This is a genomic window from Microbacterium sp. NPDC064584 (assembly GCF_040687315.1).
Taxonomy (GTDB): Bacteria; Actinomycetota; Actinomycetes; order Actinomycetales; family Microbacteriaceae; genus Microbacterium; species Microbacterium lacus.
In genome coordinates this window covers 146271-166583 of sequence record NZ_JBFBMZ010000009.1, presented here as the reverse complement: position 1 = coordinate 166583, position 20313 = coordinate 146271, and the positions used below count along the sequence as shown (strand labels likewise).

The 20313-nt window shown below is 67.7% G+C and carries 22 protein-coding genes and 1 pseudogene; 12 read left to right on the top strand and 11 right to left on the bottom strand.

Annotation, left to right across the window (positions count from 1 at the left end):
• Positions 1-149: 149 nt before the first annotated feature.
• From AB0P18_RS13585 to AB0P18_RS13575, 3 genes are all read left to right on the top strand, one after another.
• Positions 150-1163, top strand: coding sequence for an SIS domain-containing protein (locus AB0P18_RS13585; RefSeq protein WP_363360467.1), 1014 nt, complete (start codon positions 150-152; stop codon positions 1161-1163).
• A 17-nt stretch (positions 1164-1180) separates the two neighbouring features.
• Entirely contained in the window at positions 1181-1963 is a 783-nt protein-coding gene (locus AB0P18_RS13580; RefSeq protein WP_363360466.1) for a PfkB family carbohydrate kinase, read from the top strand.
• A 67-nt stretch (positions 1964-2030) separates the two neighbouring features.
• Positions 2031-2774 (top strand): GntR family transcriptional regulator, encoded by a 744-nt coding sequence (locus AB0P18_RS13575; protein WP_363360465.1) that lies wholly within the window; start codon positions 2031-2033, stop codon positions 2772-2774.
• On the opposite strand, the gene AB0P18_RS13570 is transcribed toward AB0P18_RS13575, so the two are convergent.
• From AB0P18_RS13570 to AB0P18_RS13560, 3 genes are read right to left on the bottom strand one after another with little or no spacing between them, the layout of a single operon-like run.
• Complete coding sequence (locus AB0P18_RS13570; RefSeq protein WP_363360464.1) at positions 2752-3867, bottom strand: LacI family DNA-binding transcriptional regulator; 1116 nt, start codon at positions 3865-3867, stop codon at positions 2752-2754. The two genes, AB0P18_RS13575 and AB0P18_RS13570, sit on opposite strands and share 23 nt — an antisense overlap.
• Before the next feature lie 33 nt (positions 3868-3900).
• On the bottom strand, positions 3901-4827 hold the full coding sequence (locus tag AB0P18_RS13565) for a PfkB family carbohydrate kinase (protein WP_363360463.1): 927 nt from the start codon (positions 4825-4827) through the stop codon (positions 3901-3903).
• A gap of 12 nt (positions 4828-4839) precedes the next feature.
• Complete coding sequence (locus tag AB0P18_RS13560) at positions 4840-5832, bottom strand: SIS domain-containing protein (protein ID WP_363360462.1); 993 nt, start codon at positions 5830-5832, stop codon at positions 4840-4842.
• A gap of 428 nt (positions 5833-6260) precedes the next feature.
• On the opposite strand from AB0P18_RS13560, the gene AB0P18_RS13555 reads away from it, so the two are divergent.
• Both AB0P18_RS13555 and AB0P18_RS13550 read left to right on the top strand, forming a co-directional pair.
• Positions 6261-7349, top strand: coding sequence for a Gfo/Idh/MocA family oxidoreductase (locus tag AB0P18_RS13555; protein WP_363360461.1), 1089 nt, complete (start codon positions 6261-6263; stop codon positions 7347-7349).
• On the top strand, positions 7346-8518 hold the full coding sequence (locus tag AB0P18_RS13550; RefSeq protein WP_363360460.1) for an FAD-binding oxidoreductase: 1173 nt from the start codon (positions 7346-7348) through the stop codon (positions 8516-8518). The genes AB0P18_RS13555 and AB0P18_RS13550 overlap by 4 nt, the downstream gene beginning before the upstream one ends.
• Before the next feature lie 68 nt (positions 8519-8586).
• On the opposite strand, the gene AB0P18_RS13545 is transcribed toward AB0P18_RS13550, so the two are convergent.
• The 7 genes from AB0P18_RS13545 to AB0P18_RS13515 all read right to left on the bottom strand — a co-directional run bounded on the left by AB0P18_RS13545 (position 8587) and on the right by AB0P18_RS13515 (position 14241).
• The gene (locus tag AB0P18_RS13545) at positions 8587-9324 is read right to left on the bottom strand and encodes a lipoate--protein ligase family protein (protein WP_363360459.1); all 738 of its coding nucleotides are present in this window, start codon (positions 9322-9324) and stop codon (positions 8587-8589) included.
• Between the two features lie 93 nt (positions 9325-9417).
• Positions 9418-9651 (bottom strand): lipoyl domain-containing protein, encoded by a 234-nt coding sequence (locus AB0P18_RS13540; RefSeq protein ID WP_363360458.1) that lies wholly within the window; start codon positions 9649-9651, stop codon positions 9418-9420.
• Positions 9648-10706 (bottom strand): alpha-ketoacid dehydrogenase subunit beta, encoded by a 1059-nt coding sequence (locus tag AB0P18_RS13535; RefSeq protein ID WP_363360457.1) that lies wholly within the window; start codon positions 10704-10706, stop codon positions 9648-9650. The genes AB0P18_RS13540 and AB0P18_RS13535 overlap by 4 nt, the downstream gene beginning before the upstream one ends.
• The gene (locus AB0P18_RS13530; RefSeq protein WP_363360456.1) at positions 10703-11710 is read right to left on the bottom strand and encodes a thiamine pyrophosphate-dependent dehydrogenase E1 component subunit alpha; all 1008 of its coding nucleotides are present in this window, start codon (positions 11708-11710) and stop codon (positions 10703-10705) included. Before AB0P18_RS13530 ends, AB0P18_RS13535 begins: the two co-directional genes overlap by 4 nt.
• 161 nt (positions 11711-11871) lie before the next feature.
• Positions 11872-12651 carry an IclR family transcriptional regulator C-terminal domain-containing protein gene (locus AB0P18_RS13525; RefSeq protein WP_363360455.1) on the bottom strand — a complete coding sequence of 260 codons (780 nt, stop codon included), beginning with the start codon at positions 12649-12651 and terminating at the stop codon, positions 11872-11874.
• A 184-nt stretch (positions 12652-12835) separates the two neighbouring features.
• Complete coding sequence (locus tag AB0P18_RS13520) at positions 12836-13909, bottom strand: alpha/beta fold hydrolase (protein ID WP_363360454.1); 1074 nt, start codon at positions 13907-13909, stop codon at positions 12836-12838.
• Between the two features lie 143 nt (positions 13910-14052).
• On the bottom strand, positions 14053-14241 hold the full coding sequence (locus AB0P18_RS13515) for a hypothetical protein (protein ID WP_363360453.1): 189 nt from the start codon (positions 14239-14241) through the stop codon (positions 14053-14055).
• Between AB0P18_RS13515 and AB0P18_RS13510 the strand changes: the two genes are divergently transcribed.
• From AB0P18_RS13510 to AB0P18_RS13480, 7 genes and pseudogenes are all read left to right on the top strand, one after another.
• On the top strand, positions 14227-15264 hold the full coding sequence (locus tag AB0P18_RS13510; RefSeq protein ID WP_363360452.1) for a tyrosine-type recombinase/integrase: 1038 nt from the start codon (positions 14227-14229) through the stop codon (positions 15262-15264). The two genes, AB0P18_RS13515 and AB0P18_RS13510, sit on opposite strands and share 15 nt — an antisense overlap.
• Before the next feature lie 17 nt (positions 15265-15281).
• Complete coding sequence (locus AB0P18_RS13505) at positions 15282-15707, top strand: hypothetical protein (RefSeq protein ID WP_363360451.1); 426 nt, start codon at positions 15282-15284, stop codon at positions 15705-15707.
• Positions 15708-15719: 12 nt separating this feature from the next.
• Entirely contained in the window at positions 15720-17078 is a 1359-nt protein-coding gene (locus AB0P18_RS13500; RefSeq protein ID WP_363360450.1) for an IS256 family transposase, read from the top strand.
• A 38-nt stretch (positions 17079-17116) separates the two neighbouring features.
• Positions 17117-17389: pseudogene (locus AB0P18_RS13495) on the top strand (IS21 family transposase); the annotation flags it as partial.
• Positions 17386-18186 (top strand): IS21-like element helper ATPase IstB, encoded by an 801-nt coding sequence (gene istB, locus AB0P18_RS13490; protein ID WP_363360489.1) that lies wholly within the window; start codon positions 17386-17388, stop codon positions 18184-18186. The pseudogene AB0P18_RS13495 and the gene istB, both read left to right, overlap by 4 nt.
• Positions 18187-18301: 115 nt before the next feature.
• Complete coding sequence (locus AB0P18_RS13485) at positions 18302-18691, top strand: hypothetical protein (protein WP_363360449.1); 390 nt, start codon at positions 18302-18304, stop codon at positions 18689-18691.
• Positions 18692-19032: 341 nt separating this feature from the next.
• Positions 19033-19221 (top strand): hypothetical protein, encoded by a 189-nt coding sequence (locus AB0P18_RS13480; protein ID WP_363360448.1) that lies wholly within the window; start codon positions 19033-19035, stop codon positions 19219-19221.
• Between the two features lie 78 nt (positions 19222-19299).
• Here the strand turns inward: AB0P18_RS13480 and AB0P18_RS13475 are convergent, their stop codons facing one another.
• Positions 19300-20313 carry a hypothetical protein gene (locus AB0P18_RS13475; RefSeq protein WP_363360447.1) on the bottom strand — a complete coding sequence of 338 codons (1014 nt, stop codon included), beginning with the start codon at positions 20311-20313 and terminating at the stop codon, positions 19300-19302.

Sequence of the window (20313 nt, the reverse complement as noted above, 5' to 3'; positions counted from 1 at the left end):
GGTCAAGGTCTGCGGCCGTGCCGGATTGCCGCGAAATATCGGGTGCTCACAGCGACATCCGGGCCGGCCTGCGAGTGAACTGCTTGACGCTTAGTTGTCGGGTGATCCATACTCTTGTCAGACAACTTGCCGAACTAGGGAGACACCTCATGCTCAACTTCGACGCCGCACGGTTTCTGCGAATCCAGAACGGAGCGCTTGCGCTCAGCCGACCGCTTGAGCGGCTGATGGCCGCTCTGGTCACAGCCGGCGCGAAGAACATCTTCTTCCTCGGCGCCGGCGGAGCCGGCAAGCTCATGGAACCGGCCGCGCAGCTGATCGCCCGACTCAGCGCCTTTCCCGTGTACCTCGAGAACGCCGCGGAACTCGTCGCCGTCGGCTCGTCCAACCTGGGGCCGGGGTCTATCGTCGTGGTCCCTTCACTCTCGGGCACGACGGCCGAGGCTATTGCGGTGACCGAGTTCGCTCAAAGCCGCGGCGCCCATGTCATCGCGTTGACCGCACATGAGGACTCGCCCATGGCGCAACGGGCCGACGACACGTTCGTCGCGTTCGCCGAAGACGACACATCTTCGGAGTCGTTCTACCTGCAGTCGCTCGTGATCGCCCTCGCGTTGCTGAATCGACTCGGCCGGTACGAACAGTTCGAGTCGACCCTGACGGAACTGGCGTCCCTTCCGCCACTCCTGGCGGACCTCAAGAGGTCGTTTGAGCCGACGGCGGCCGAGATCGCCCGAACGATCCAGCACGACAGTTACCACATCGTCACAGGGGCAGGCCCGGCCTGGACCGAGGCGTGGTATTACGGCACGTGCATCCTCGAAGAGATGCAGTGGATTCGCACCCGCCCCGTCCACGCTTCCGACTTCTTCCACGGGACGCTCGAGCTGGTGGAAGCTGGTGTCAGCGTCTTCGTGTTCAAGGGCGAGGATGCCTCCCGCCCGCTCGTCGACCGCGTGGAACGCTGGCTCCCCTCCGTGACGGATCGGATGACGGTCATCGACACCGCCGGGTTCAGTCTTCCCGGGATCTCTCAGGACGTGCGGAATCTGATCCCGCATGTGCTCATCGCGACCGTACTCGAGCGAGTCAGTGCGCATCTCGAGGTGCTCCGCGACCATCCGCTCACGACGCGACGCTACTACCGCCGCCTGGACTACTGATCGCGACGGCGAGTGGGATGCACACGGCGACGGTCGCCGCAGTGGGTGACAACACGATCGACCTCTACCGCGACGGGCGCGTCTTCGTTGGCGGCAATGCCCTGAACGTCGCTGTGCAGCTTCGGCGGCTCGGCGTCTCCACCACCTACTTCGGCGCGATCGGACGGGACGACGACGGTTCGCGCATCGCGGCGGTGCTCCGTGAACGCGGTGTCTCCATCAGCGGACTCGTGGTCGTAGACGGACCGACCGCCGTCACCGAGATCAGCATCACGACTGGTGGGGATCGGGTCTTCGACCGTGAGGACTTCGGAGTCACGGCGACGTATGACCCCTCACGCGCGGACGTGGCACAGATGGCCGCGCACGATTGGGTTCACATCGGGATGGTCCCGCGCGCATCAGATCTCGTGGGTCAGCTGCGTGCGCTGAACCCGCGGGTCTTGATCAGTCAGGACTGCGCGGTGTCGAGCGGCTTCGCGCGGCTCGACGTCGCCTTCTGCTCGACAGGCGAGGACCCCGCCGCGGCCCGACGCGCGGCGGCGGTGGCGCTGACCGAAGGAGCGGCGCTGGTGGTGGTCACACAGGGAGCAGCCGGGGCGACGGCATGGACCCGCGACCAGCGATGGCACTGCAATGCCGTTCCGACCGAAGTCGTGGACACCACGGGGGCAGGCGACAGCTTCATCGCCGCCTTCATCGCTGCGCGTGCGGCCGGCGCGGAGGTGGCGGACGCTCTCCGTGCTGGCGCACGACTGGCCGCGGAAACGTGCACGCACCAGGGCGGATTCGCACAATGAAGGGAGCCGCATCATGCGAGGATGACGGCGTGACCATGCTTCCCTCGCGAACCACCGAGACTGCGTGATGGCGACGCCCGACAGCGCTTCGCCCCTTGGCCGCGCCCCTGCGGGTTCGTTGCGTGAGGCAATCAGCCAGCTGATCATCGACGAAGGCCTGCAGCCGGGCGATCGGCTGCCCACCGAGACCCGGTTGGCCGAGCGCTACGGTGTGGCGCGATCGACGGTGCGTGAGGCCCTGAAGCGGCTGGAAGAAGAGGGCCTGGTCGACGCGGTTCAGGGCAAGGGCCGCTTCCTCTCCTCGGTCGCCGCCGCCATCGTGGAGCGACCGATCACGCGCTATGAAGGCGTCACCCAGATGCTGACGCGACTCGGCTACACCGTGACCACATCGGTCTTCTCCGTGACGGAGACGGCCGCGACCGAGCAGCAGGCCCACGACCTGGCTGTTGACCCGGGCACGCCACTCATACGCTTGGCGCGTCTTCGGTACGGCGATGACGAGCCGCTCGTCTTCAGCATCGACCACATCGTGCACGACGCACTGCCCGGACCGCTCGCGCACCGCGATTGGTCCGCCCCGCTCACTGAGGCTCTCGATGCCAACGGCCAGGGGATCACGTCGTCCATCGCTCGGATCAGCGCCGTCGACCTGCCCATCGACATCGCACGCAGGCACCGCCTGTCGGGATTGGACCCGTGGCTGCTCGTCACTGAGATCTGCCTCACCCGGACAGGGAGGCGCGTGCTACTGGCTGAGGATTATCACCGAGGCGCCGTGATCGGATTCAACGTACGTCGGCAGCGCTGACTCGGACCGGCGGCGCGACTGACTCGCGCTCGATCATCGTGGTCGGAATCGTCTCGACGACACTGTCTCCCCGGTCGCCGCCGATCCGAGCGAACGCATGGCGGGCGGCCGCGCGACCGAGTTCGAGCATCGGCTGCGCGATCATCGTCAGCGGCGGGTGCATCACGCTCGCCCACGAGGTGTCGTCGAACCCGATGACCGACACATCCTCCGCCAAGGTCAGCCCGGCTGCGCGGATGGCCCGCAGGGCACCTACCGTGGCATCCGTCTCGGTGGTGAGAACGGCCGTCGGCGGATCCGTCGATCGCAGCATCGCCTCGACCGCACCGACGGTGGCTTCTTCATTGTGCGTGCAGTTGGTGACCAAGAGCGGGTCGAAGGCGATGCCCGCGGCAGCCAGTGCGTCGGCATAGCCCATCAGCCGCTCGGACTGGCTCCAGAGACTCTCATCGACGGTTGTCGCCAGCAGCCCTCGCTCCATCGTTCCGCCACGAAACGACGGCCCCCAGGCGAATGCGATTCGACGGTGGCCCGCATCGATCAGCCGCTCGACGGCGTGGCATGCGGCGTTCCGATTGTCGATGACGACCGCGTCGAGGTCGAGCCCGCGCACCTTGCGGTCGATGAGCACCACGGGGATCTCTCGACTTGAGGCCTCCAGGATGTGCGCGGTCTCGTCCGGACGCACGGCAGCGGACGCCAGGATGATCGCGTCGACCTGCTTGTCGATGAGGAGCCCGACCGCCGACTGCTCCTTGGTCAGAGTCTCGTCGGTGCTCAGGACGATGACGGAGAATCCAACGGCATCGCACGCGTCCGCTATCCCGCGCATCACCCCGGCGAAGAACGGATTGCCCACATCGGCCACGATCACGCCGATCGTGTGGGTGACCCCCGTGGTCATGCTGCGCGCGATGCTGTTCGGGCGGTAGCGCAGCTTCTCTGCGGCCGCCAGCACCCGGGCACGCGCCTCCGCGCTCACGGCACCGTAGTTGCCGAGGGTACGCGCGGCTGTGGCCTTGCCCACGCCGGCCTCTGCGGCTACCTCCGCTATCGTCGGCGACGAGCCGGATCGTGCCCGTTGCAGCGGCATCGTCCTCCCTCTCACAACATGGATCTCGTCACTCTAGCGCGCCGGCGACGGGCCGCCTCCGGAGCCGAGAATCGCCGGATCCTGCCGGATCGCCCGCGGCGTGCGACGACCGTGGCCGAACGCGCCGTCGACGAAGCACTGTTCCGCCGCGAAAGCGGACCCCGTGGCAAGTGCCGCCTCGATGTGCGCCGCGGTCGGGGCACGTCCCTTCGCCCAGCCCGACCCCAGCAGCGAGCAGATGACCGCTGCCAGAAGCGCGTCCCCGCATCCCATCGTGTCGGCAACCGGACGCGTCACATCGAGCGGCCGGGCCGCGACGCGGTAGAGCCGCTCGCCGTCGAAGAGCATCGAACCGGCTTCGCCCCGAGTCCCGAGCGCCATGCCGGCGCCCTTCGCCACCACCGATCGCAGCAGTTCCGCGGTCTCGGCCTCGGTGCTGTGTGAACAGGACAGCAGAGCGAGGTCGAGATGCGGCGCGAGCGGGTCGAGATACGAAGCGGACCGGAACTCATCCTCGCTCGACAGATCGTACGACACCAGGACATCGAGGCCGGCGAGCACGGGAACCTGGGTCTCGGAGGCCGAGTAGACGCTCGAGTGCACGAGGTCGAACCCCTCGACGTACGCGAGGTCTGACTCTTGGAGGATGATCGGCTCTCGGACGGTCACTCCGCCCTCATTGCCTCCGCGGAAGATCCGGTCTCCGTCGACGACCTCGACCTCGGCGATCCCCGTCTCGCCGTCGCGGACGACGGAGTGCGAGATGTCCAATCCCAGCGAGGTGAGTTCGGAGCGCAGGAACACCCCCGGCTCATCCGATCCGAATGCGCCCAGGTATGCGGCGTCCGCTCCTCTCGCCCGGGCGAAGACCGCGACGTTCACGCAGTTGCCTCCGGGATAGTCCATTCCTCGGTCCAGGAACCGATCGATGACGTTGTCTCCGTACCCAAGGACCTTCACGGCACCTCCGAATCAGTATTCGACGACGCGATAGTAGCGACGCACGTCCAGGCGGTGATTGCGGACGAGTTCCAGGTGGGCGCTCAGACGGCTCGCCGCGGTGCCGATCACGAGGGGCGAGACCAGCGGACGGAACTCCGCGTCGAAGCCTTCGAGTGGGTAGTCTGCCGTGTCGAACACGGTGACGTCGTCTGAGTAGAGCTCCACGAAGTTGCGCACGCGGTCCATCAGCGGTCGAGTCTCATCTTCGCCGAAGAAGAGCAGCGTCGTGGTGTCCTTCTCGATCAGCTCGAGCGAACCGTGGAAGAACTCGGCTGCGTGCACACGCGTGGTGTGAAGCCACTGGCATTCTTCGAGCACGCACATCGAGTACAGGTAGGCGTATCCCCACACGTTGCCCGAACCGACGACGAAGATGTACTCGACATCCTTGTGCTTGTTCGCGAAGACGGATGCCTTCGAGTCGGCCCTCTTCGCGACGTCGACCATCAGCGCGGGCAGGAGCGCCAGCTGATCGGCGAACCGGTCATGGTCGGCGAATTCACCTCGCGCCCGGAGCAAGCCGGTCACCAACAGCAGAAGCTGGATGTCGTAGGAGTGAGCACTGGAGAGGAACACATGGTCCAGGGCCCGCGCGAACGGACTCTCGGCCTCCCCCGTGAATCCCACCGTGACCGCGCCCTTCGACTTGGCCCACTCGATGGCCTTGTTGACATCCGGCGTCGATCCGGTCGCCGAGACGAAGACCGCGAGCGAGCCCTCACCGAACGCGGTGTCTGGAGCGAGCATGAACTCCTGCGCGATCGCGGCTGTGCCAGGCAGTGTCGACTTGGTCTGAAGCAGGAGGGCATAGGGCATCATCTCGGCGTAGGAACCGCCGGCGCCGAGGAAGTAGACGTTCTTCACGCCCTCTCCCACGTGAGCGACCAGTGAGTCGATCGCGGGCCGCAGCGCCACCGCACTGGACAGCTGGGCGGTGAACTCTTCTTCGTTGAACTTGAGCACGGCTTGAACACTCCTTGGTTGTCTGGAATCGAGGTGATACCGGTATCACCCTAACTATCGTGACACATACGTATTTTCCGGTCAAGAGCGTGTCACATTGTCTGACAAGACTCAGGCAAGCCGCCGCTTCCCACACGCCGGCCGCCGATCCGCGAGCCGCACCCAGACCTACACCGCTCGGGCTCCGCCGACATCCGCTTCCGGTCACGAACCCGCGAAGCTCCGGAAGTCACGCGACCTGTTGACGCAGCTCATGTCTGGTGTGTATCGTCCCAGATGATCATGCTGAGACCGGTATCAGTCTACCGCTTCGCCGACCAGCTTGCGTCTCTTCGACGAGGGCACGGTCGTCGAAGCCGGCGGATACGCTCGGCAGTTCCACGCCCCGAAGACAGCCGTCCGGGGCGCTCCCTCTCGGAGGTGCTGTGATGACGGATGCCGAGACCCGGCCCATCCGCACGGCCGTCGTCGGGTTCGGGGTGTCGGGTCGGGTCTTCCACGCCCCGTTCGTCGCTGCCGACCCGGCGTACTCGCTCGACGTGATCGTCACCGCCGATCCCGGGCGGGCCGCGGACGCCGCCGCCCGCCACCCCGGGGCCTACGTCCTCGATTCCGTCGACGGCATGCTCGCGCGCTCGGCTGAACTGGACCTCGTGGTGATCGGCACGCCGCCGGCGACGCATGCCAGCATCGCGACAGCCGCCATGGATGCCGGACTCGATGTCGTCGTCGACAAGCCGTTCGCCGTGACCGCGGCGGAAGGGCGCGCACTGATGGCGCATGCGGAGCGGGCCGGACGGCGGCTCACCGTGTTCCAGAACCGACGGTGGGACGGCGACTTCCTCACCGTGCGCGAGCTGGTGGTCTCGGGACGCCTGGGCACGGTGCGTCGCTTCGAGTCGCGGTTCGAGTGGTACAAGCCCGAGGTGCGCGCCTCATGGAAGGCGGAGGCATCCGTCGCCGAAGGCGGAGGCATCCTGTTCGATCTCGGCACGCACCTCATCGACCAGGCGCTGCAGCTGTTCGGCCCGGTCGTCGAAGCGCGGGCGGAACTCGCGGTCAATCGGCGCGGAGGCGCGGCCGACGACGACGCGTTCGTCGCGCTGCGTCACGGCTCCGGCACCGTCTCGCACCTGTGGATGAACTCGCTGGCGCCCCAGTTCGGCCCGCGCTTCCGTGTGCTCGGCTCACAGAGCGGGTACACGAGCCACGGACTCGACGGCCAGGAGGCCGCGCTCGGCGGCGGCGCCTCTCCGCTCAGCGAGGATTACGGGGTGACACCCGCCGACCGGTGGGGCGTGATCGGCGTCGAAGGCTCGCTGACCCCGCTCCCCACCCTCCGCGGAGACTACGGCGCCTTCTACCGCCGCCTCGCCGACAGCATCCACGGCAGCGCACCGCTGCCGGTCGATCCCGCCGACTCGGTCGCCGTGCTCGAGCTCATCGAGACCCTGCACGCCGAGACCCGGCTTCACCGCGCCGACCGGCGCACCGCCACGAAGGAAAGAGAACGATGATCGTCCGCAACTCCCTCCATGTCGTCGTGATCGGCGCCGGCATCCTCGGCACCTCGACGGCCGCTCAGCTGGCTCGCGGCGGCGCCCGGGTGACGCTCGTCACGGCGGGCAAGCCGGCCGACGGCGCGTCGGGCCGGTCGATCGCGTGGCTGAACTCGTCGGGCGCGCGGTCCCCGGAGTACCGGTACCTGCGACTGATCGGCATCGACCGCTACCGCACCTGGAGCGTGCGCCACCCCGAGAGCAGCGCCTATCTGCGTTTCGACGGCGCGCTGAAGTGGGCCGACGAGGGCGAGAGCTTCGCGCCCACCTTCGCCTACGAGCGGGCTGCCGGATACGACTCGGTGTGGGTCGACAGCGCCGAGGTGGCGGCCCTGACGCCGGATGTGGATGCCTCGACCGTCGCGTCCGAGGGGGCGATCTTCAACGCGGGCGAGGGGTGGGTGAACCTGCCGGACCTCGTGACGGCGCTGCTGGCCGAGGCCGTGGCCGACGGCGCGGAGCTCATCGAAGACGCCGGCGACGTGCGCGTGGACGTGCAGGAGGGCGCCGCGGTCGGCGTGATCCTGGGCGACGGCACCCGCATCGCCGCCGATCGCGTCGTGCTCGCCACTGGCGGGCACGTTCCGGCCCAGCTCGCCGCGCTGGGCGTGACGGTTCCGGATGCCACGCCCGCCGCCTTCGTCGTCATCACCGAGCCCGTGGACCCCCGCGTGCGCACCGTGCTGAACACCCCGAGGGTGGCCGTGCGTCCCATGCCCGACGGGCGGCTCGTGCTCGACGCCGACTGGGCGGAGAAGTCGATCGTGGCCGCAGACGACGGATCGCTGACCGTGCCGGACTCCTCGGTGCAGGGTCTGCTCGACGAAGGGTCGCGGGTGCTCGCGGGCAACCCGACGCTGCGCGCCCACCGCGTCGGCGCCGGGCTGAAGCCGATCCCCGGCGACGGCGAACCCGTCGTCGGCGCCGTGCCAGCGATCGACGGCCTGTACCTGCTGTTCACCCACTCCGGCGCCACCCTCGGCCTGATCCTCGGCGAGCTCCTCGCAGAGGAGGTCCTCACCGGGCGACCGTCTCCGGTGCTGGACGCGTTCCGGCTGAGCCGGTTCGACGACGCGGGTGAGGTCGGCGAGGTCGGCATCGGCGCGTGGGCGCCGGTGAGTAGGTAGCGCGACGGCTCGATCCGGCCGGCGACCCGTCGACGGCCCTTGCCGCATCGAGCAGGCGTCGCTCCCGCTCACTCGGCGAGGGCGACGACGAGCGCGTCCGCCACGGTTCGGCGAGAGAGCCCCGGGTTCTCGTGCGCCAGCGAACCGAATGTGGCCGGGTCCCAGTCCAGCCCCAGCGCCGCATTGACCTCGGTGAGCACCGCTGCGAACCGGTCGACCGGGCCGAGCGGCACCATGCCGCTCAGCAGCCGGGCACCGCGCACGGCACGCTGCGAGGTGCCGATCAGCTTCGCGACGCCTCTCGCGTTGACGCTGTACTCGCCGGGGCAGTACTCGCCCGGCACCTCGCCGAGCCGCGCGTCGACCCCGAGCGCGCGCATCGCCCCGACGAGCCGCGCGCCGATCTCGCGGAAGAAGCGCGCCTGGTCGCCGGCGCCCTCGTCTTCTCGGACGATCACGTCGAAGACCACGCAGGTCTCGTCGTAGGCGACGGCCCGGCCGCCGGTGGGACGCACCACGGGGACGAACCCATGGCCGACGGCAGCCTCGGACGCTTCGCCGAAGCCGGGCATGCGGCTCTCGCGCCGGCTCATCGCGACCGTCGGCGGCGGCACCGACAGGCGCACCACGCGCCGCTGCGCGGTCGTTCCCGCCGCGACAGCGCGCAGCAGCGCAACGGATCGCGCCAGGTCGGCCTCGGCAGCCTGGGCGACCGAGACCGGGGCGTCGCGGATCGAGCCGCTCGCCGGCGGTGTCTCGCGGATCACCAGGGTGCTCGCGAGCGACGGCGGGTCAGGAACGGGCATGGGGCCCACAATCTCACGTGATCGGCGGACAAGAGCGCACGGTTCGCCGGTCCGGGAGACGATGGACCCCCGGATCGGCGAACCGTGCGGCGCTCAGCCTCCGATCGTCGCGATCACGCTGCCCTGCGGCACGGCCTGTTCTTCGGCGACCAGCAGCGAGATGACACCGGATGCCGGGGCCGGCAGCTCCTGGTCGACCTTGTCCATCGCAACCTCCGCGATGAGGGCGCCCTCGACGACCTCCTGGCCGTCATCGACGAACCACGTCACGACGACGCCGGTGGCGTCCGCGTCATCGGACATCGAGGGGAACCGGACCTCCGTCATCCCGTCACCGCCTCACGGATCGCGGCCTCGATGCGGTCGGGCGTCGGTAGCACGGCGTACTCGAGCTGCCGCGCGTACGGGATGGGAACGTCGGGCACCGCCACGCGCGACACATGGCGCAGCAGCGCCGGGTCGCGTTCGGCGACCGAGGCAATCACCTCACCGGTCATGCCGAACGACTCGTAGTCCTCGTCGACGACCACGAGTCGTCGCGTCTTCGACACGGAGGCCACGATCGCCTCGCGGTCCAGCGGCACCAGCGAGCGCAGGTCGATCACCTCGACGCTGATGCCCTCCCCCTCCAGCTTCTCGGCGACGTCGAGCGTGTGGTGGACCGAGAGCGACACGGTCACGACGGTGACATCCGTTCCCTCGCGCGCGACACGCGCCTTGCCGATCGGGATCTCGTACTCCTCTTCGGGCACGGCGCCGATCGAGCGCGGATTCTTCTTCATCCACCCGAGCCCCATGATCCCCTTATGGAACATGAACACGACCGGATCGTCGCTGCGGATGGCCGCGGTCATGAGTCCCTTCGCGTCGTACGGCGTCGCGGGGACGACGACCTTCATCCCGGGCAGATGCGCGAACGTGCCCCAGAGGTTCTGGGAATGCTGCGCGCCGTCGGAGTAGCCGCCGCCGGTCGCCGTCATCAGCACCATCGGCACCCTCACGTTGCCGCCGGACTCGTAGTGGATCTTCGCCATGTGGTTGTAGATCTGATCCATGCACACGCCGAAGAAGTCGGCGAACATCAGCTCGACGATCGGTCGCATGCCCTCGACGGCGGCGCCGATGCCGAGACCGATGAACGCGGTCTCGGAGATCGGCGTGTCGAGCACCCGCTCGGGACCGAACTCGTCGATGAGTCCCGTCGTGGACGAGAAGATGCCGCCGTACGGACCGACGTCTTCGCCGATCACGAACACCGAGGGGTCGATGCGCATCTGTTGCGCGATCGCCTCCTGCAGCGCCTTCGCCGTCGAGAGCTTGCGCGTGCCGGGGTCGGGTTCCACCGCGATCGCCTTCGTCGCGGCATCCGCTGTCGTGCTCATGAGCGTGCTCCTTCCGCGAACACGTAGTCCAATGCGTGGGTGGGGTCGGGAACGGGCGAGGACTTCGCGTAGGCGACGGCATCTTCGACGCGTTCCGACGCGCTGGCGCGCATGACCGCGACATCCGCGTCGTCGATGACGCCGTCGGCGACGAGCTTCGCCTGATAGGTGGGGATCGGGTCGCGCCCGGGCACGCCCTCGATGTCAGCTCGATACCCCTGCGCATCGCCCTCGAAGTGCCCCCACAGCCGCAACGTATGCACCTCGATGAGCGACGGCCCCTCGCCGGCCCGTGCTCGCGCGATCGCCTCGCCCGCGGCGCGGTAGACGCCCTCGACGTCGTTGTCCTCCACCCGGACGCCGGGGATGCCATAGGCGGCTGCGCGATCGGCGTTCGAGGCGACGGACGTCGCCGCGGCGCGCGGCACCGAGATGCCCCAGTCGTTGTCTTCGACGACGAAGACGACCGGCAGGTTCCAGATCGCGGCGAGGTTGAGCGACTCGTGGAAGGCGCCCTGGTTCGCGGCACCCTCGCCCGTCACCGCGACGGCGATACGGTCGGTGCCCTGCCGCTGGAAGGCGAACGCCTGACCGAGGGCCGGCGGTAACCCCTCGGCGATGATGCCCGAGCACGAGAAGTGCGTCGCCGGATCGAACAGGTGCATGTGGCCGCCTCGGCCGCGCCCGAGTCCGGTCTCGCGACCGAAGATCTCGGCCGTCATAGCCCGGAGGTCCACGCCGTGCGCGATCGCGATATGGTGCGGACGATGCGTGCCGGTGAGCGCGTCGTCTCGCGTGAGGTGCGCGCACACACCCGCGGCGACCGGCTCCTGCCCTGCCGACAGATGCATCTCTCCCGGCACGAGGCCGGCGCCGATGTCGAAGACCGGCGACTTGCCGGCATGGTACTCACGCAGGATGGCTTCCTCGTACGCGCGGATGAAGAGCATCGTGCTCAGCAGCTCGCGACGCGTCGCGTCGTCGAGCCGTGCGGATGGCGTCATCGCATCCCTCCTTGGTTGTGACAGCACTGTCGGGTACGGCAGACGTGCGCCCGCCGTCGCCGCCACGATAGGCAGGGTGCCCGCCCCTGCGACAGGTGTCGGATTTCAGATGATGAAGCGGATGCCGCGGCCCGCGGCATCCGTCATCCGCAGGCGACCCGTCACCGGGCGGACTGACCGAACCGGTCCGCCCCCAGACGCAGCGACAGCCGGTTCGCGATCCTGCGCAGACGGATCGCGAGTGCGTCCGAGTCGATACCCTCGGCGTCCGCCGGAATCGACACCGCCAGGGATGCGGTCATCTCCGGGGTCCGCACCGGTACCGCGAGGCAGGTGTACCCGATCGCGTACTCCTGCCGGTCGAGCACGACCGGCCCCGGCTGCTCGAGCTGCTGCAGCAGCAGCCGGCGGTCGCTGATCGTGTAGGGCGTCAGCTCGTCGAGCGGGTGGCGTGAGAGATAGTCCCTCCGCTCGTCGGGCGAGAGCTCGGCGAGGATCTGCTTTCCCAGCGCGGTCGCGTGAGCGCTCGAGTGCAGTCCGACCCACAGCTCGACGCGCGGGCTCGACTTCGCGTCGACGATATCGATGAGGTGCACCTCGCCGTCGGCGTAGCGCGAGAGATACGCCGTCGCGCCGAGGTCGTCCGCGACTTCGCGGAGCGACTCGCGCACCCGCGCGAGGAACACGCCCGAGTCGTCGCGCTCGCGCAGCCCGAGAAACCTCGATCCCAGCACGAGCCCGTCGGGCTCGGCCGCCAGATAGCCCTCGCGGATCAGCGTGCGCACCAGGTTGTACGTCGTTCCCAGCGTCAGCCCCGACGCCTGGGCGAGCGTCTTCGCCGTGACCGGCCGAGAGGAGTTCGCCACCACGTCCACCAGCCGCAGGGCACGCTGAACCGACGCGATCAGGGTCTCACCGGGTGCGTTCTGCTGCGAGGACATCGTCGACCTCAACGACGACACCAGAATACGGGGGTCATCGCTGACCGCCAGGCTGGAGTCCGCTCCCAGCGTTCGTGTTCGTGCTCGCCGAACCTGAGTCGGTGGGTGATCGTTCGCGATAGGAGTGTGCGCAGCGCCCCGATCGGTCGCTGCGCACACGCTGGTCACTTCGGGTTCATCGCGGTTACGCCACCGCCTCGACGGGGATCGGGATCGCGAGCAGGTCTGCCAGTGCCGCGTCGATCTGCGGCATGTAGCCGGGGTCGACGGCGAACAGCCCGAGGTGCCCGTGAACGTCGTCGATCACCCGCAGTTCACTGCCGGGGATGAGCGCCTGCTCAGCCGCGCAATCGCGCACCGGGAAGAACATGTCCTCGCTGATCGGCATGACGAACGTCTTCGCGGTGATGCGCCCGAGCGCGGCCGCGAGGTCGCCGCCGGTGTGCCGCGAGACGTCTCCGCGCTGCCACTTCCACGCCATCGTCAGCAGGTCGTTCGGGTCCATCGCGGTGAAGTACGGCTCGAGGAAGCCGGTGAGGAACGCCTCCTTCGAGTCGAACCCGAGCGCGGCCCACTTCTCCTGTTTCCAGAACTCCGTGGAGAATCCCATCGTGCCCCACAGGTGCGCGTGACGCTTCAGCCCGTCGGCGACGTCCGTGTTCGACGCGTACTCGCCGCCGTTCCAGCCCGGGTCGGACCAGATCTGCTCGTTGAGAGTCTCGGTGAAGAGGAAGTCGTGCGGCGTGTTCTTCGCCGTCCCTGCGATCGGGGCGGCGCGCAGCACCTTGCCGGGGAACCGCACCGCCCACTCGTAGGTCTGCTGCGCGCCCATCGATCCGCCGACCACGAGGGCGAGACCGTCGATACCGAAGTGCTCGCGCAGCAGCCGCTCCTGCGCGACGACGTCGTCGCCGATGCGCACGTTCGGGAACTTCGACATCAAGATCGAGGCGTCGTCTGTGTTGTGGGGTGAGGTCGACAGTCCGTTGCCGATCTGGTTGACGCTCACGATGAAGTACTTAGACGGGTCGAGCGCGTGCCCCTCACCGACATACGCGTCCGCCCAGATCTGGTGCGTGCCCGAGTACCAGGTCGGGATGAGGATGGTGTTGTCCTTCGCCTCGTTGAGCGTGCCCCACGTGCGGACGGCGAGCTTCAGGTCGGGGATCACCCCACCTTCTTCCAGCTCGAGCCGACCGATCGAGATCAGCTGGTAGTCCTGGTGCACGGCATCGGTGTAGTACGGGTTCTCGATCATGGTTCCACTCCATCGTGGGTCGGGTGCGGTATCGCTTCAGCGTCCCGCGGGCGCGGGGAGCGCGGCACCGACAGCGCAACCCGATTCACACGAAAAGACCCGCCAATTGTCGGTATCCGATTGTCCGGGCGCCCCGCGAGCGCTCAGACCGACGCAGTGGCGCGCGGAGTTGTCGGCACCGGCAGTTCCAGCACCCGCGATGTGCGCACCCTCCACCGCAAGAGCGCGACCGCCACGCGGGTGCGCTCCCAGCCGTCAAGCGGCGAGAAGCCGAACTCGGCCGTGATGGTCTCCAGCCGCGCGGTCATCGTGCTGTGATGGATGCCGACCATACGGGCCGCGTCGCGCACTTGACGCAGATCGAGCGGTCGCCGAACACGGTCAAGGCCTACGCCCACGATTTGAAGGACTGGTTCGAGTTCCTCAGCGGCCAGGCTTTGGACTGGCGTGAGGTGCGATTGGAGAACGTCGCCGAGTTCGTCGCCTGGCTGCGCCGTCCGCCAGAATTGCGCGACGGGACGGTCCTGATCCTGTCGTCGGTGCAGCACCACTGCACCGAGGTGACGGTCAACCGCAAGCTCTCCGCTCTCAGCGCGTTCTACCAGCACGCCGCCCGCCACGGCATCGACCTCGGGGAGCTGCTCAGGACGTGGCAGCCGGCCGGAGGCCGCAGTTCGGGATGGAAGCCGTTCTTGCACCACATCAGCAAGGGCAAACCGCAGCCGCGGCGGGCCATCGTGCTGAACGCGCAGCGCAAGCTCCCGCGCGTGCTCACCGCCGTCGAGGTGCAGACGATCCTCGATGCCTGTGCCCATCTGCGGGACCGGTTCCTGTTCGCCGTGCTCTTTGACACCGGGATGCGGATCGGGGAGGCGCTGGGCCTGCGACATGAGGACATCGCCGCGGCCGAGTCCCAGATCACGGTCCAGCGCCGGGTCAACGACAACGGGGCACGCTCCAAGTCACGCAACCCGCGGACGGTACCGGTCAGCGCAGAGTTGGTCCGGCTCTATGCCGACTACCTGCACCTGGAGTACGGCGACCTGGACTCCGACTACGTCTTCGTGACCCTGTGGGGCCGACCCCACGGCCACCCGCTGACCTACACGGCCGTCTACGACCTGGTCAAGCGGCTGCGCCGCCGTACCGGGATCGACTTCGATCCGCACTGGTACCGCCATACCGCCGCGACCCGGATGCTGCGGGACGGTGTGCCGATCGAGGTGGTCTCCAAGCTCCTTGGCCACGCCGACATCACCACTACTGCCGCCGTCTACGGGCATCTGAGTGCCGAGGACGCCCGCCAGGCGCTGGAGGAAGCGGGCTGGTTCACCGGCCGAGAGGTCCGACTGTGAGCACACCGAGTCCGCTGGTGCCTGAACAGCCATCAGCGACGGCGAGCGAGCGGCGCCGGACACCCCGCCAGACCAGCAGATGGGACGCCGAGTACGGCAAGGACGTCTGGCGGCTGCGTGAGCTCGGCGTCAAGGACAGGCGGCTGGCCCGGATCATCTTCGAGGACATCGGGCAGTCCTGGCTTAAGGTCTTGGCCAAACGCTGGGCGCGGTGGCGCCTGGCCACGGGCCTCGGTGTGATCAGCGTCTCCTCCGGCACACGGGCGATCATGCACTTCGGGCAGTTCCTCGAGGACGTGGCGCCTTCTGTCCAGGGGATGGCAGACCTAAACCGGGAGGTGTTGGAGCGCTACCTCGCTCACCTGCATGCCCGGTTCGCGGGCACCGTGAAACACCGCAGAGGGTGTCAGATCGTTTGTGTAAGGGGTGGTGCTCCTGACTGATCGGAGACACTGATGACCATGATCGATAAGCAGGCGCGTGAGGAGCGTCGTCGTGAGCAGCGCGAGGGCGTGGAAGCGCTCGAGGCGTCGGGCGCGCTCGACGACCTCTACGCGATGATCGACGCCGGCGAGATCCGCCTCGACGGCAAGGACGGGCTGATCCAGCAGCTCATCAAGGCCGGCCTCGAGCGAGGCTTGCAGACCGAGCTGACCGAGCACCTCGGCTACGAGAAGGGCCACCCCGAGGCTGGGCTTCACCCGAACTCGCGCAACGGCACCTCCGCGAAGACCGTCGCGACCAGCGTCGGCGACGTCGAGCTCGCGATCCCCAGGGATCGCGACGGGTCGTTCACGCCCGCGCTGGTGCCCAAGGGCTCCCGCCGCGTCGGGGGCTTGGACGACATGATCGTCTCGCTCTACGCGGGCGGGATGACGGTCCGCGATATCGAGCATCACCTGGTGAGCACGATCGGCACGGAGGTCAGCCGGGAGACGATCTCGAAGATCACCGACGAGGTCCTCGACGAGGTGATGGCCTGGCAGCAGCGGCCGCTGGCGTCGTTCTACCCGGTGATCTACCTGGACGCGATCATCGTGAAAGTCCGCGACGGCGCGCACGTCAGGAACAAGGCGGCGCACATCGCGGTCGGTGTCGACATGGACGGCATCAAGCACGTCCTCGGGATCTGGATCCAGGCCACCGAGGGTGCGAAGTTCTGGGCCGGGGTCTGCGCGCAGCTCGCGAACCGGGGTGTCGAGGACGTCCTCATCGTGTGCTGCGACGGGCTCACCGGGTTCCCCGAAGCGATCGAGGCGACCTGGCCACAATCCACGGTCCAGACGTGCGTGGTGCATCTGATCCGCTCCGCGATGCGGTTCGTGAACTACAAGAACCGCAAGGCCGTCGCCGCCGCGCTCAAGCCGATCTACCAGGCCGCTGACGAGGACGCCGCCCTCGCCGCCCTCGCCGAGTTCGCCGCGTCCGACCTGGGCGTCGCGAACCCGAACACCGTGCGCGTCTTCGAGGATGCGTGGGACCGGTTCACCCCGTTCCTCGCGTTCCCGCCGATGCTGCGGCGGGTGATCTACACCACGAACAGCATTGAGTCGCTGAACTACCAGCTCCGCAAGATCATCAAGAACAGAGGCCATTTCCCCTCCGATGACGCCGTCGTGAAGTTGCTCTGGCTCGCGATCTGCAACATCGAGGACAAGCGCGCCCGCGACCGCCTCAAGGAACGCGGCCGGCCTCGGGGGGCGAAACGCAACGCCGAGGGACGCCTCGTCGAGGGGCAGATCACCACGAACTGGAAGCAAGCTCTCGCCCAGCTCGCCCTCGCCTACCCCGACCGCATCCAGCCCTACCTCTAGAAACCGAGCAGTGCCCGCTTACACAAAGGACTTGACAGGCTCTGCACCCGTCGGTGATCGGACGGCGGGTCGAGGTCCGCGCCGACCTGCACCGGGTCACCGTCACCTGCGACGGCGTCACGGTCGCCGACCACGCCCGGGTCTGGGCCAAGCATCAGACCATCAGCGACGTCGAGCATGTCGCCGCGGCCAAGCTGCTGCGCCGCGGCCGGCTCGATCTGGTCCGTCCGCCGGTGATCGAGCTCGAGGTCGAGACCCGTGACTTGGGCAGCTACGACCACGCGCTCGGTATCGAGGCGGGAGCACGCTGATGGCGGTGAAGACCACGGCCCGCAGCCGCGATACCAGCAGCGAACTGGAGTTCCTCACCCGCGCGCTCAAAGCACCCACGCTGCGCGACTCGATCCCGAGACTGGCCGAACGCGCCCGGGACGAGTCCTGGACCCACGAGGAGTTCCTCGCAGCCTGCCTGCACCGCGAGGTCGCCGCCCGGGAAGCACACGGCGGTGAGGGCCGTATCCGCGCCGCCCGGTTCCCCGCCCGCAAGAGCCTCGAGGACTTCGACTTCGACCACGCCCGCGGCTTGCAGCGTGACACCATCGCGCACCTGGGCACCCTGGACTTCGTCACCGCGAAGGAGAACGTGATCTTCCTCGGCCCGCCCGGCACCGGGAAGACCCACCTGGCGACCGGACTCGCGATCCGCGCCTGCCAAGGCGGACACCGGGTGCTGTTCGCGACCGCCAGCGAATGGGTCGACCGGCTCGCCGCCGCCCACCACACCGACCGGCTCCAAGACGAGCTCCGACGCCTGGTTCGCTACCCGGTGCTCGTGATCGACGAGGTCGGCTACATCCCCTTCGAACCCGAAGCGGCCAACCTCTTCTTCCAGCTGGTCTCCTCCCGCTATGAACGGGCCTCGCTCATCGTCACATCGAACAAGACCTTCGGTCGCTGGGGGGAAGTGTTCGGAGACGACGTCGTCGCCGCAGCAATGATCGACCGGCTCGTCCACCACGCCGAAGTCATCGCCCTCAAAGGCGACTCCTACCGACTCAAAGACAGAGACCTCGGCCGCGTCCCCGCGGCCACCACCGAGGACAACTAGCCATCCCAGGGGGTCAGATTTCACCCGCCGATAAGGGGTCAGTTCTCAACTGCCGTTGACATCTCGCACTTCGTTCGCGCTCAATATCAACTGGGACAACCCGTATCCTTACGATGTGCTCTGGGTGAAGTCGATCGGAACAACCCACCTTTACGAAGGCAGCACCCTGATCGAGAGCCGCACTGCTTCCGACGCAGGCATCGTGATCTCGGATGCATACTCGACAAGCTCGTACGCCCAGGCGCGGGTAGCCCACGACGTCGGCAATCCGTTCTGTGTTGCGGGTTCGATCCAGTACAACGTCGTGTTCCGCTTCTACCGAAACGGAACGTTCGAGGTGGTCGGCTGGCGGTATCCCGTTCCGCATCACGAAATCTATGGCGGATGGGACAACGGATCCGGTCTCATGAACTGGCACCAGTTCGGCCGTTTCACAAATGAAGGCTTCGGTTGCTTGACCGGGAGCTGTGGGACCCGCACAGTCAATATCACGAAGACCTATTGAGGATGGAGCGGGACGGCAACCGAAATGTGAGCGGGCTACCATCCGCAAGGGCCAGCATCTGGTCCACCTTCACACCCTGGCTCGCAGGGCTGTGCGTTGGCCTTGTCTTCGGTTCGATCGCGCTCGGTGTGACATTTGGTGCTGGTCGGCCTGGCGAGATCGTCGCAACCGCTCTGAGATATCTACTAGGGGGCTTCCTCGTCCTACTTCCTATAGCTCTCGTCGTTGGTCTCCCGCTGGCGCACGCGATCCGCGCGCGCCAGCGGGGGCGTGGCGAAGTTGCACTCCTCGTCCTGGGTGCCTCGCTCGCCACCGGAGTAGTGCTGGGTCTCATCAACGGTATGCTCACCATGCAAATCCTGAACTCGCTACTGGTCACGGTGGCAGCGGCGGCATGGTGCGTCGCCTTCGCAATCCCTCTCGCTTCGTGGTTCCATACGAGACAACGCACCGCTCTCACGGTAGTTCTGGTCACGGCCGCGGCCGCGGCAGCCGGAGGCATCCTGGTGCTCGCCCAATGGGCGTCATAGGACGCCGCGCACTCAGTTGGCAGTTGACCGAACGCCGGCAACGCCTATACGCCAGGAGAAAACTGGCGGGCAACCGAGTCACGGCGTTGGCTCGACGAGATCCGGCAAAGGCCGCCGAGCCACAAGAACCCTGTTCCTCGGCACCGCGACCCCGGGCTGGAACGGCAGGACCTGAATCCGGACGGTGCTGAGGTGGCGGAGGAGGCAGCTGCGGTGTCGTTGCGATGACGCGATGAGCGACTTCTCGAGCGTGGCCGGTCGTTTGTTGTGCGCGTTCTGCCGCATCCCGAACGCGGCCTCGACGGCCGCTTTGCCGCGGGAGACGATGCGCTCGGCGAGCTCGTGGAGTCGTTGCGTCGTCGAGCCGCGCATGATCGTGACCACGGCAGCTTCCAGCGCCCAAACCTGTTCGGCGAGGCTGAACCTCGGGCTGAGGAGGTAGCTGGCGAAGGAGAGGTCGGTGAGCACGGTCGTGAGATTCACGACCTCGGGGTAGGCGACGAGGAACACGCCGCCCTGATCCCGCACTTCCGTGTCTAGGGTGGCCGCACGTCGGTGGATCCGTTCAGGCAGGTCGCTGTCGGCGGCCCACGCGCAGATGAGGGATGCCGCGAGTTGCAATTCCCCAGTCGAGAGCCCGATGCCGCGTTTCCAAAGCGTGCCGGAGAAGCACCGCTCCGCGTGGGCGTACTCCGGGAACGCAGCCACATCGAGATCAGCACCGTCCACATGCCAGCGGCGGTGATGGTTGCAGACGGCGCCGCCGCGGCTGCGCACCGTCGTCTCCGCGCCTCTCGCGCAGCGTCGGCATGCGGAGCGCGGCTGCTGTGTGTACCCGCAGTGGCGGCATGCGGTGGGCTGCCACTGGTAGTGGGGGCAGCGGACATACATCCCGTTGCGGCGCGCATCCCGCTCGAAGTGACCCGGCGGCAGACCGCCGAGACGCTCCGCCCATTGTCCCGCCTGCTCCAGATCCGGGTGGTACGGCGACAATCCCGCGATGTCCGTGAGGTGCAATCGCACGTCACGAGGCGTGAGCGCATTCGCATGCGCCAATCTCCCGAGGAATCCGGTCACCGTCTCCCCAGCCAC

What these genes read in the sequence shown, in the direction of transcription:
- AB0P18_RS13545 (WP_363360459.1), bottom strand. Translation starts at nt 9,324, where the DNA reads ATGCCCGTTCCTGACCCGCCGTCGCTCGCGAGCACCCTGGTGATCCGC.
- AB0P18_RS13520 (WP_363360454.1), bottom strand. Translation starts at nt 13,909, where the DNA reads ATGATCGAGAACCCGTACTACACCGATGCCGTGCACCAGGACTACCAG.
- AB0P18_RS13580 (WP_363360466.1), top strand. Translation starts at nt 1,181, where the DNA reads ATGCACACGGCGACGGTCGCCGCAGTGGGTGACAACACGATCGACCTC.
- AB0P18_RS13525 (WP_363360455.1), bottom strand. Translation starts at nt 12,651, where the DNA reads ATGTCCTCGCAGCAGAACGCACCCGGTGAGACCCTGATCGCGTCGGTT.
- AB0P18_RS13540 (WP_363360458.1), bottom strand. Translation starts at nt 9,651, where the DNA reads ATGACGGAGGTCCGGTTCCCCTCGATGTCCGATGACGCGGACGCCACC.
- AB0P18_RS13500 (WP_363360450.1), top strand. Translation starts at nt 15,720, where the DNA reads ATGACCATGATCGATAAGCAGGCGCGTGAGGAGCGTCGTCGTGAGCAG.
- AB0P18_RS13570 (WP_363360464.1), bottom strand. Translation starts at nt 3,867, where the DNA reads ATGCCGCTGCAACGGGCACGATCCGGCTCGTCGCCGACGATAGCGGAG.
- AB0P18_RS13530 (WP_363360456.1), bottom strand. Translation starts at nt 11,710, where the DNA reads ATGACGCCATCCGCACGGCTCGACGACGCGACGCGTCGCGAGCTGCTG.
- AB0P18_RS13550 (WP_363360460.1), top strand. Translation starts at nt 7,346, where the DNA reads ATGATCGTCCGCAACTCCCTCCATGTCGTCGTGATCGGCGCCGGCATC.
- AB0P18_RS13510 (WP_363360452.1), top strand. Translation starts at nt 14,227, where the DNA reads ATGGATGCCGACCATACGGGCCGCGTCGCGCACTTGACGCAGATCGAG.
- AB0P18_RS13575 (WP_363360465.1), top strand. Translation starts at nt 2,031, where the DNA reads ATGGCGACGCCCGACAGCGCTTCGCCCCTTGGCCGCGCCCCTGCGGGT.
- AB0P18_RS13535 (WP_363360457.1), bottom strand. Translation starts at nt 10,706, where the DNA reads ATGAGCACGACAGCGGATGCCGCGACGAAGGCGATCGCGGTGGAACCC.
- AB0P18_RS13585 (WP_363360467.1), top strand. Translation starts at nt 150, where the DNA reads ATGCTCAACTTCGACGCCGCACGGTTTCTGCGAATCCAGAACGGAGCG.
- AB0P18_RS13480 (WP_363360448.1), top strand. Translation starts at nt 19,033, where the DNA reads ATGCTCACCATGCAAATCCTGAACTCGCTACTGGTCACGGTGGCAGCG.
- AB0P18_RS13515 (WP_363360453.1), bottom strand. Translation starts at nt 14,241, where the DNA reads ATGGTCGGCATCCATCACAGCACGATGACCGCGCGGCTGGAGACCATC.
- AB0P18_RS13555 (WP_363360461.1), top strand. Translation starts at nt 6,261, where the DNA reads ATGACGGATGCCGAGACCCGGCCCATCCGCACGGCCGTCGTCGGGTTC.